The organism is Aeromonas media (genome assembly GCF_000819985.1).
GTDB classification, from domain to species: Bacteria; Pseudomonadota; Gammaproteobacteria; order Enterobacterales; family Aeromonadaceae; genus Aeromonas; species Aeromonas media.
Genome location: NZ_CDBZ01000021.1, coordinates 1 through 9236, shown reverse-complemented (window position 1 = coordinate 9236; position 9236 = coordinate 1). Strand labels below are relative to the sequence as shown.

The window sequence follows — 9236 nt, the reverse complement described above, 5'->3', positions numbered from 1 at the left end:
CTAAATAACTGATCCCAATAGTGCTACACCTTCGCTGTGCCATAGCCATTCCCCGGGAAAGGAGACACGGTATCCATGAAGTGTTTCACTCGGGCCAGCAGGTTTGCCATCCCTCTGCATTGATGATTGCGCGTGATGGTTTCATGTAACTTGTGCCATAGCCGTTCTATGTGATTAACCCAAGGGCTGTAAACTGGCTGGAACACCAGGCAGAACTTGGGATTCTTCTTCAACCATCGCTCGGTCTGTTTGCTTTTGTGAATGATGTAGTTATCGAGGATCAACGTGATGGTTTTGGCTCGTCGGTAGTGGTGGCGCAGCTTTTCCAGCATGGCAATAAACAGCGATGAGTTTTTCTTGATCCCGCTGACGTAAAGTACCCTTCCGTTGCCTGCGTGGAGAACGCCTGCCAGATAATGCTTGGCATTCTGCCCCGGTGTGACAACCCGCTTTTGCTGCGCTCTGAACATCCAGTCGGCTCCTAATTTGGGATTGAGGTCTATATCGACTTCATCCTCATAAAACACCGGATTATCGGCATCACAGCGGGCCAGCGCGGCGTCGATATTCGCCATTTTTTCCTGATAGGCTGGGTCTTTTATCCGCAAGGTCGGCACGGGCCTGCGCCAGACAATGCCCATACGAGGTAACCATCGGCGGAGCGTGGAGGCTGCCACATTGAGCCCTGTTAACCGATTGATTTTTATAGCCAATAGTTCAGTACACCAACGGCTGCGCTGATAACCAAAATCTTGCGGAGAAAACTGCATGAGCAGCACCAGTAAGGTGACTATCTTGGCGATAGGTAAGACTGGGGCACGGCCAGCCGGTAAGGCTTCTAGCGCATCTATGCCTTCATCTCGATACCACCGAAGCCAACGACCGATGGTCGAGCGCGCAGCGCCGGTAAGGTGATGAACATCGGTGATCGTGCGTCCTTCATGTAACAGCAAGATGGCCATCAAGCGACGAGCATGTCCTTTATCACGGGTGGCATGGATGATTTTGTGAATGCGGCGCCGTTGTGGTCGTGGCAGAGGTGGTAGGATAGGCATCAACTCAGTCCTTTGGGTGTGGCTTGTTTTGTTTAGCGACTAATCAGATCGCACAAACTGGACTGAGTTCCCTTCCTCCGGTGATCTACTATTCGGAACAGCTATTTAGAATAGCAGCTGACATGGCATACAGCCGGATGCTGTGGCAGTCAGCCTGTGACAACGCGAGATCGGTCAGTGCCCGCGTGAGCCGCCCATTACCATCATCAACGGGATGCAGGGTCACGAACCAGAAATGGATGATTGCTGCACGAAGAAGGGGATCCATCGTGGGGTCATGCCGAGTCTGGTTAAACCAGAGGATGCACGCGGCCAGTTGATCGTCCAGAGCTGCTCTGGGTGGAGCCTCAAAATGCACGGTGGGGCGATCAAGACGTCCAGATACAACCTGCATCGGCTCATCTCCTCGCAACTGCCCTACGTTCACTGGCTGTACCGACCATTCGTTGACAGGGAACAGCCAACGATGCCATTGGTAAAGTCGTTCAATTGTTAGTGGTTGTTCATGGTTGTCGATGGCATCCAGCATCATGGCCGCGAGCCCCTCTGAGCGCTCTGATACTGGATAGGACTGAGTTTGTGAGCTCCCTAACCGCCTAGCCAGGGCAAGATCGCACGGATTGGACATTGAGGCGTTCACCTTCGATAGCAGAAGAAGCGATGATGTTAGCCAATAACGTGTCCAACGTTTGGTCGGGGTTCCCCAACCTGGAATGACTACCGATTAGAATTCCCTGTCTGCGTTGAACCTGCCGTAATCTGGGCAATATCTCGCTATCCCGCCAACGAAAATGGGGCCAATCTGCTTGTTGCCAAATCCAAAATGGGTCCATAACATGTTCATTCAATGTGCCTTAATCCTCCACCGTTTCAAGGCTAACTTCGTCGGCAACGATGGCACTGGTCTACGCATCAACAGCCAAGTGAAGCTTGCCGTTTCTCCTTGCCGTGCTTGCCCACCTTCCACTCTCCTTCGCCCTAGACCTTCAGTTCGGTAGCAACACCAGATAAGCCACTGGCACCTGACTGACAAGCGGTACTGAATGTTAACCTGCTTGGCGCGTTTACTGGTGCTGTTGCAACACTGCACCGGCAAGGGAATATCAATTCAGCATGAACAGCGAATTGACGACCCTCCAACGTGCCGTAATGGTTCCAGCTTTCCACCGGCACCTTGAGTTGTGCGGCCACCATGCGCAGCAGGGGCGGAAATGGAGGATCATCGACGCCCAAGAAGATGCCAGGAAATCGCAAGTAGCAAAGCTGCACGGCGAAGCCCAATCGATTCGCGGCGCCGCGACGCTGACGGATCACCGACAGGTCGGTTTCGTTGAACGTGTAGTGCCGTATCAGTTCGTCTTTGGCATCTGGCAGTGTCAGCAGACTTTCGCGCTCGGTGGCGGACAGGATTGAGCGGCGTGGCATGGTCAGTCTTCCCGCAGGTACTGGTACAAGGTTTCGCGGCTGATGCCGAAGTCACGGGCCACCAAGGTTTTCTGGTCGCCTGCCGCAACTCGCCGTTTCAACTCGGCAATTTGTTCGCTGTTCAGCGATTTCTTTCGTCCCCGGTAGGCCCCGCGCTGCTTAGCCAGCACGATTCCCTCGCGCTGACGTTCGCGGATCAGAGCGCGCTCGAACTCAGCAAAGGCTCCCATGACCGACAGCATCAGATTGGCCATCGGTGAGTCCTCGCCGGTGAACGTTAGCCCTTCTTTGACGAACTCCATGCGCACGCCCCGTTGTGTCAGCCCTTGGACGATGCGGCGCAGGTCATCAAGGTTGCGTGCCAACCTGTCCATGCTATGCACCACCACGGTGTCGCCCTCGCGGACGAAGGCCAGCAGCCTTTCAAGTTCGGGACGTTGTGTGTCCTTGCCTGAAGCCTTATCGGTGAATACCTTGCCGACTTCTATTTGTTCCAGTTGTCGATCAGGATTCTGGTCGAAGCTGCTGACGCGAACGTAGCCGATACGTTGACCTTGCAAGATGCCTCCAAAGGTAAAAATGTCAGGATGAAATCTATTACCCTTGGCTGAATGTGTCAATAAATATAAATTAATACCCTACTCTGACGTTGTTTGTGCTCAACATCTGACATCAGGTTAGGGTATAGTCTTAACTGACACCACCTCCCAGGGCCTGATATAAAGCAACACTATCGACTAGGCGTTGTGCCTGGACCGCAACCATATTGATCCGGATTGACTGTGCCTGTTGCTGCGCGATGAGCAGTTGCAGGTAGCTGGCCGCGCCCAGCCGGTATTGCCGCTCGACCGACTGCAAGGAGGCCTGTGCAGCCATATCAGCGGCAGCGAGGGCAGTCAAAGTTTGTGCATCGCTTTCCACCGCGCGCAGGGTGTCGGCGACGTTACGCAAAGACTCCAATACGACGCTCTGGTAATTGGCTACGGCGGCATCAAAAGCGGCGAGCGCCGCTCTTTTTTCAGCGGGTAGCCCTGGATTAAAAAGAGGCTGGGTGAGCTGCGCAACCAGGCCCCACACTGCCGAGCCACCACCGAACAGGGCACCGGTGGTCAGCGCCTGAGAACCAAGGTTGGCGCTCAGGTTGATCTGTGGGTAGAGCTTGGCGACAGCCACACCATAGTCTGCATTGGCCGCATGCAACAGCGCCTCTGACGCCTGGATATCCGGTCGGCGGCGCACCAGTTCTGAGGGCACGACGAGCGGCATCTCGACGGGTAGAGTGAAATCGGCCAGAGTGAAGGCCGGGATGCCACCCGTGCCTGGGGCACGACCGGCTAGCACCGCCAGTAGATGTTCGGTTTGTTGCAGTTGTTTACGCAGCGCAGGCAGTTCTGCCCGCGTTTGCTCCGCCTGAGCTTGTAGGCTCAACGCTTCATCAGGTGAGGCCTGACCGATACGCACGCGTTCATGGGCTAGGCGCAGTTGCTCATCCTGCACGCGCAAAATGGCAGTAGTGGCTTCTAGTTGCGCGGCGAGGCGTGCTCGGGTAATGGCAGCGGTTGCCATGTTGCCGGCAAGGGCCAGGCGCGCAGCATTCAGTTCGAAGCGACGGTAGTCGGCGCGAGCAGCCAAGGCTTCGAGTGCGCGCCGGTTGCCGCCAGCCAGATCGAGGTTGTAATGCACGCCAACGCTGGCGTTGTAGAGGCTGAATTGACGTGCGTCTCCGCTCAACCCTTGGCTACCGGGACTCATTTGCTGGCGCTGAGATCCCAGTGCGACATCTACCTGTGGATATTGCGTCGAGCCCGCCTGTGCGGCAAGAAGCTCCTGCGCGTGTCGCAAATTGGCGCTGATGCTCGCCAGCGTCGGGCTGACATGGAAAGCTTCGTTTATCAGTCCGTCGAGTGCGGATGAACCCAAGCTTTGCCACCATTGCGTTTCGATCGGAAGCCCTTCGACTAGACGTTGTGTTTCGCCGAACTGCGTGGGAGCGGACGCGGTTCTATCAGCCACTGGTATTGCAGTGTAGCGAGCCACATCGGGTGCGGTGGGACGCTTAAAATCAGGGCCAGCGGCGCAGCCGGCCAGACCGGCGGTGATCAGACCAGCTACCAGGTAAGTTGCCGCAAGCCGTCTTTCGAGGCTGATGGGGCGCTGGCATGTTTTAGCGTGCTCCATAAAAATGTTCCACGAAAGGTTTACGGAAAGCTTGGTGGCAGCCCAAGCAGCTTTCCTGCACGTGGGCGAATGATTGGATCACCGCCTTGCCGTCGCTGCTCGCAGCAGCCAGCTTCATGGCCAGCGCCGCCTCGTGAGTCTGCGCGTCAAAGTTTCTGAACTTGGTCGCATCAGCGCCGAGGTAAGCAAGGATGCGCATTTTTTCAGTAAGCGGTGGCTCGGGGTGTGCAGCAACTTTTGGGGCGAGCTGAACGACCTGAACCCATTCCTCCTGCGAAATCGCACCGATAATAGCCTGCATGTTGCGCCCGAGTTCCTGCATGATCTTGCGTAGCGCCAGTGGCTCAACCTGGGTAGCGTCACCAGCCCAAGCTGGCAACTGAAAACCCCATAGAAGCAGGCAGGCCGTAACGGTCAGGGTGATAGTTCCAAATGCGTGGCTGTGTTTGCGGTGGGTCATGAAATTCTCCTGTAATTCAATCATTCTCTCATTCGAACTCCCGCCCTTCGCCAGCTTCCTCATGGGTTACACCGTCGCGGATGTGGTAGATGCGCTTGAAGGTCGGGATGATCTTTTCGTCATGGGTGACGACGATGATGGCGGTCTCGAACTTGCGGGCCATGTCGTTGAGGATGCGGATTACAGCCATGGCGCGCTCGGAATCCAGCGGCGCAGTGGGTTCATCGGCCAGGATCACTGGCGGGCGATTGACCAATCCGCGCGCGATGGCAACCCGTTGCTGCTCGCCACCGGAGAGTTGCGAGGGCATTGCGCGAGCTCGGTGTTGCACATCAAGCGCCGTGAGCAATTCCAGTGCCTTCGCGCGCGACTCTCCATTCGCGACGCCTGCAAGCATCGGCAACAGCGCCACGTTGTCGGTGACATCGAGAAACGGAATCAGGTACGGCGCCTGGAAAACGAAACCGATCTTGTCACGCCGTAAGGCGCGCAGGTCGCGGACTTTCCAGCCATCGGCGTAGATCACTTCATCGCCCAGCGTCATGCGACCGGCGGTCGGTTCGATCACCGCACCCAGACACTTGAGCAGCGTGCTCTTGCCGGACCCGGAAGGGCCGATCAGTCCCACCACTTCACCTGGCGCAACATGCATATTCACGTCTTTCAAGGCAAAGACAGCGGTGTCACCATCGCCATACCGCTTGCTTAAACTTTCGATGTGTATCCCTTTGCCACTCATCTCAACCTCCAATGGCTTCGGCCGGATCGACCTTGAGTGCCATGCGAATGGCGACGAGGCTAGCTAGAACGCAGATCACGAGCACGGCAAAAAAACCGGCGACAGAATCCATTGGCGTGAGCAGGACATATTTTGGAAAAGCCGGTGCTGAAAAGGTGGCTGTGATCTTGCCGACCACGAAGCCAATCACGCCCAGGGCGAGCGCCTGCTGCATGATCATCGCGGCGATGGTTCGGTTGCGTGTGCCGATGAGCTTCAACACCGCGATCTCACGGATTTTGTCCATCGTCAGCGAATAGATGATGAAGGCAACGATGGCCGCGCTAACGATGGCCAGAATCACAAGGAACATGCCGATCTGCTTGGCCGAGGTGGCGATCAGCTTGCCGACGAGGATGTCTTCCATCTGTGCCCGGGTGTAGACCGTCAAACGCTTCCAGCGCTGGATGGATTCGGCAACCTCGTCCGGCGCATGACCAGGTTTCAGAGTGACCAGCACGGCATTGACGAACGCGTTGCTGCTCTGTGAAGCAATCACGGCATCCAGCAAACCTGGATCACCGGGTCGATTGAAGACCGGGTTGGCTTCGGTGCGACGCCGGCTTTGCCAGATGGCATCGTTGTCCTTGAGGAACTGGGCCTCCTGGGCATCTTTGAGCGGAATGAATACCATCGGGTCGCCGCTGGACGACACCATGCGCCGTGTCAGCCCCACGACGGTGTAATGATTGCGGCGAATGGCAAGACGATCTCCCAGTTTGAAGCCGGTGGCGATGTCGGCCACAGCCTCGTAGTGACCGCGCGTGATCTGGCGTCCAGCGACGAGATAAGGAGGCCATCCGGGTGTAGCCCCCAACGCACCGGGCGCGATGCCGACCACCATGGTGCGTACATCACTCTCGCCCTTGCGTACCTGCATGGTCAGGTAGGTCGCGTTCGCTGCCTGTGAGACTCCCGGCATGGCGAGAATGGCGCGATACACGTCATCGTTGAGGCTTGACGACTCCGCATAAGGACCCAGAGTATCCTTTTGCACCACCCAAAGGTCAGCGCCACTGTTGTCGAGCAACGCCTTGCCGTCGTCCACCATGCCTCGGTACACCCCAGCCATGACTAGGGTGACGCCGATCAGCAGACCCAGACCGATGCCGGTGAAGACGAATTTCCCCCAGGCATGGAGAATGTCGCGGCCGGCCAGGCTGATCATCGTGAAACTCCCGGGATATGCTCGACCACATGGATGCGGCTGCGCGCCGTCAGTGCCTTTTCGCTATAGGTCACAACCTGGTCCCCATTCTTGAGCCCTTCGCGCACCTGCACGTAACCATTGAGGTCGGAAGTGCCGAGCTTGACCGGGGAGAAATGCAGATCACCATCCACGATTTGCCAGACACCAACTTTATCGCCTTCACGCTGGACGGCAGCGTTGGGGATCAGTGGAGCGGCCGGGAGCGCCGGCAAGTCAACCGTGACTTCGGCCAGTTCACCCACCGGTGGCAAAGGTTCTGGTTTGTTATCGAATGTCACCTTGGCAAGCGTTTCCTCGGTTACCGCGTCGGCCTTGGGTTCCACCCGCAGCACGCGGCCTTTCAAGGTCTGGCCACCACGCGAACGCAGGACGATATGAGCCGGCAGCCCCCCAGCCAGCCCCGATGCGCTGATCTGGTCGAAGCGCACATTGATCCACAAACTCTTGGGGTCGATCACTTCCACCACGGCCTGGCCCGCGACGATGGTCGTGCCGGGATCGGCATCGCGCACGGCGACTACACCGTCGACCGGCGCGATCAGGCGCAGATTGCTCCGCTGCGCGACGAGTCCTTCGCGGTCGGAGCGTGCCCGGGCAATATCTTCCCGAGCGGCGGATAGGGCGGCATCGGCGATCTGTAGTTCCTGCCGCTTGGTGGTGACGATTTCCTCGCTGGTCGAGCGCACCGCAAACAATTGCTCATAGCGGCGCGCCTGGGTCTGCGCGTAGGCTTGCCGGGCTTCTGCCTCGCGCAAAGCCGCTTCCGCCCGCTTGAATACAGACTCCTGTGAGCGCACCCGATCATCAAGGTCGACCGGCTCCATCTCGCCGAGCACCTGTCCGGCCTTGACCTGGTCGCCTACATGCACCTCCAGGCGTTTGACGCGCCCGGCAAACGTCGGCCCGATCTTGTAGGTGTAGCGCGCCTCCACCGTGCCGATGCCGAACAGCGCCGGTGTGATAGCCCGTGATTCCACGCTTGCCACCGTCACAGCGACCGGGGCGAGCGGCCCTGATCGCAGACCGACATAAATAAAAAGCACCAGCAAAGGAATGATGACGGCAAGCAGCGCCAGGGTGCGGCCTTGCAAGGGTAACTTTTTCATTGCGCACTCCTTATGCCACGCCGATAAATTGCAAAGACGCGCGGCGCATCGCGGTGCATACGTCCCACATCACCCGCCAACAGCGATTGCATGACCAAGCCCTGGATCGTGCCAATGAACAGCGTTGCCGCCGCCTCGTTGTCAAGCGAGGGAGACAACTCGCCGCTGGCCTTGCCTTTCTCGATGAGACGATGCAAACGTTCGCCGTAGCGCTGAATCAAGGTTTGCACCATGCGCTTGGCCGGTGTTGATTCGGCACGCTGAAGCTCACCAAACATCATTCTTGGCACGCCTGGGTGCTCAGCTACGAATTCGATATGACTCATGAACATCGCCTCCATGGCTGCCAAGGGCGACTCGATTCCTTGTGCGGATCGATCGATTCTGGCTAATAGGCGCTCTGCTACCCACTCCATGACCGCCTGCCAAATGGCTTCCTTGTTCGGGAAGTGCCGAAACAGCGCACCCTGGGTCAAGTTCATGTGTTTAGCGATAGCCGCAGTGGTTATCTCGCTTGGGTTTTGTGAACCGGCAAGCGCCACGACGGACTCGACAGTTACGGCACGACGTTCATCGGCCGGCAGATGCTTTGGATGGGTGTCCACGAGCACTCCTTGTAAGATAGTAATTAATTACTATCTTACCACAAGAGGTAACTCAAACAAGAGAAAACCCGACGTACTCGTCAATATCTAAATAACTGATCCCAATAGTGCTACACCTTCGCTGTACCATAGCCATTCCCCGGGAAAGGAGACACGGTATCCATGAAGTGTTTCACTCGGGCCAGCAGGCTGGCCATTCCTCTGCATTGATGATTGCGCGTGATGGTTTCATGTAACTTGTGCCACAGCCGTTCTATGTGATTAACCCAAGGGCTGTAAACTGGCTGGAACACCAGGCAGAACTTGGGGTTCTTCTTCAACCATCGCTCGGTCTGTTTGCTTTTGTGAATGATGTAGTTATCGAGGATCAGTGTGATGGTTTTGGCTCGTCGGTAGTGGCCAGGGCGGGATCGCACTTT

At 57.1% G+C, this 9236-nt stretch carries 11 protein-coding genes and 2 pseudogenes; all 13 read right to left on the bottom strand.

The genetic code is table 11. The annotated features are described in order from the left end of the window. Nucleotides 1–23: 23 nt before the first annotated feature. On the bottom strand, nucleotides 24–1055 hold the full coding sequence (locus BN1127_RS01935; protein ID WP_001809438.1) for an IS630-like element ISAhy2 family transposase: 1032 nt from the start codon (nucleotides 1053–1055) through the stop codon (nucleotides 24–26). Nucleotides 1056–1143: 88 nt separating this feature from the next. Continuing rightward, nucleotides 1144–1587: a Fic family protein gene (locus BN1127_RS22590; RefSeq protein ID WP_231557420.1), complete on the bottom strand. Its 444-nt coding sequence runs from the start codon at nucleotides 1585–1587 to the stop codon at nucleotides 1144–1146. A gap of 64 nt (nucleotides 1588–1651) precedes the next feature. Then, entirely contained in the window at nucleotides 1652–1888 is a 237-nt protein-coding gene (locus tag BN1127_RS22585; RefSeq protein ID WP_231557421.1) for a DUF4172 domain-containing protein, read from the bottom strand. A gap of 75 nt (nucleotides 1889–1963) precedes the next feature. Then, nucleotides 1964–2185: pseudogene (locus BN1127_RS23025) on the bottom strand (IS5/IS1182 family transposase); the annotation flags it as partial. A gap of 4 nt (nucleotides 2186–2189) precedes the next feature. Continuing rightward, nucleotides 2190–2480, bottom strand: a pseudogene (locus BN1127_RS21015) (DUF4158 domain-containing protein); the annotation flags it as partial. 2 nt (nucleotides 2481–2482) lie between these two features. Then, nucleotides 2483–3040 carry a recombinase family protein gene (locus BN1127_RS01920; protein WP_001162010.1) on the bottom strand — a complete coding sequence of 186 codons (558 nt, stop codon included), beginning with the start codon at nucleotides 3038–3040 and terminating at the stop codon, nucleotides 2483–2485. A 130-nt stretch (nucleotides 3041–3170) separates the two neighbouring features. Then, a complete protein-coding gene (locus tag BN1127_RS01915) occupies nucleotides 3171–4658 on the bottom strand; it encodes an efflux transporter outer membrane subunit (protein ID WP_042648285.1) in 1488 nt (495 codons plus the stop codon). After that, nucleotides 4645–5118 (bottom strand): cytochrome c, encoded by a 474-nt coding sequence (locus tag BN1127_RS01910; RefSeq protein ID WP_042648287.1) that lies wholly within the window; start codon nucleotides 5116–5118, stop codon nucleotides 4645–4647. The genes BN1127_RS01915 and BN1127_RS01910 overlap by 14 nt, the downstream gene beginning before the upstream one ends. 28 nt (nucleotides 5119–5146) lie before the next feature. Continuing rightward, nucleotides 5147–5857, bottom strand: a complete 711-nt coding sequence (locus BN1127_RS01905; protein WP_041205303.1) for an ABC transporter ATP-binding protein — start codon at nucleotides 5855–5857, stop codon at nucleotides 5147–5149. 1 nt (nucleotide 5858) lies between these two features. Continuing rightward, a complete protein-coding gene (locus BN1127_RS01900; RefSeq protein WP_004393995.1) occupies nucleotides 5859–7064 on the bottom strand; it encodes an ABC transporter permease in 1206 nt (401 codons plus the stop codon). Further along, on the bottom strand, nucleotides 7061–8212 hold the full coding sequence (locus BN1127_RS01895) for an efflux RND transporter periplasmic adaptor subunit (RefSeq protein WP_023266980.1): 1152 nt from the start codon (nucleotides 8210–8212) through the stop codon (nucleotides 7061–7063). The genes BN1127_RS01900 and BN1127_RS01895 overlap by 4 nt, the downstream gene beginning before the upstream one ends. After that, nucleotides 8209–8817, bottom strand: a complete 609-nt coding sequence (locus BN1127_RS01890; RefSeq protein ID WP_004393990.1) for a TetR/AcrR family transcriptional regulator — start codon at nucleotides 8815–8817, stop codon at nucleotides 8209–8211. The genes BN1127_RS01895 and BN1127_RS01890 overlap by 4 nt, the downstream gene beginning before the upstream one ends. A 110-nt stretch (nucleotides 8818–8927) precedes the next feature. Further along, nucleotides 8928–9236: IS630 family transposase (locus BN1127_RS01885; RefSeq protein ID WP_042648284.1), on the bottom strand; the 309-nt coding region annotated here is incomplete at its 5' end.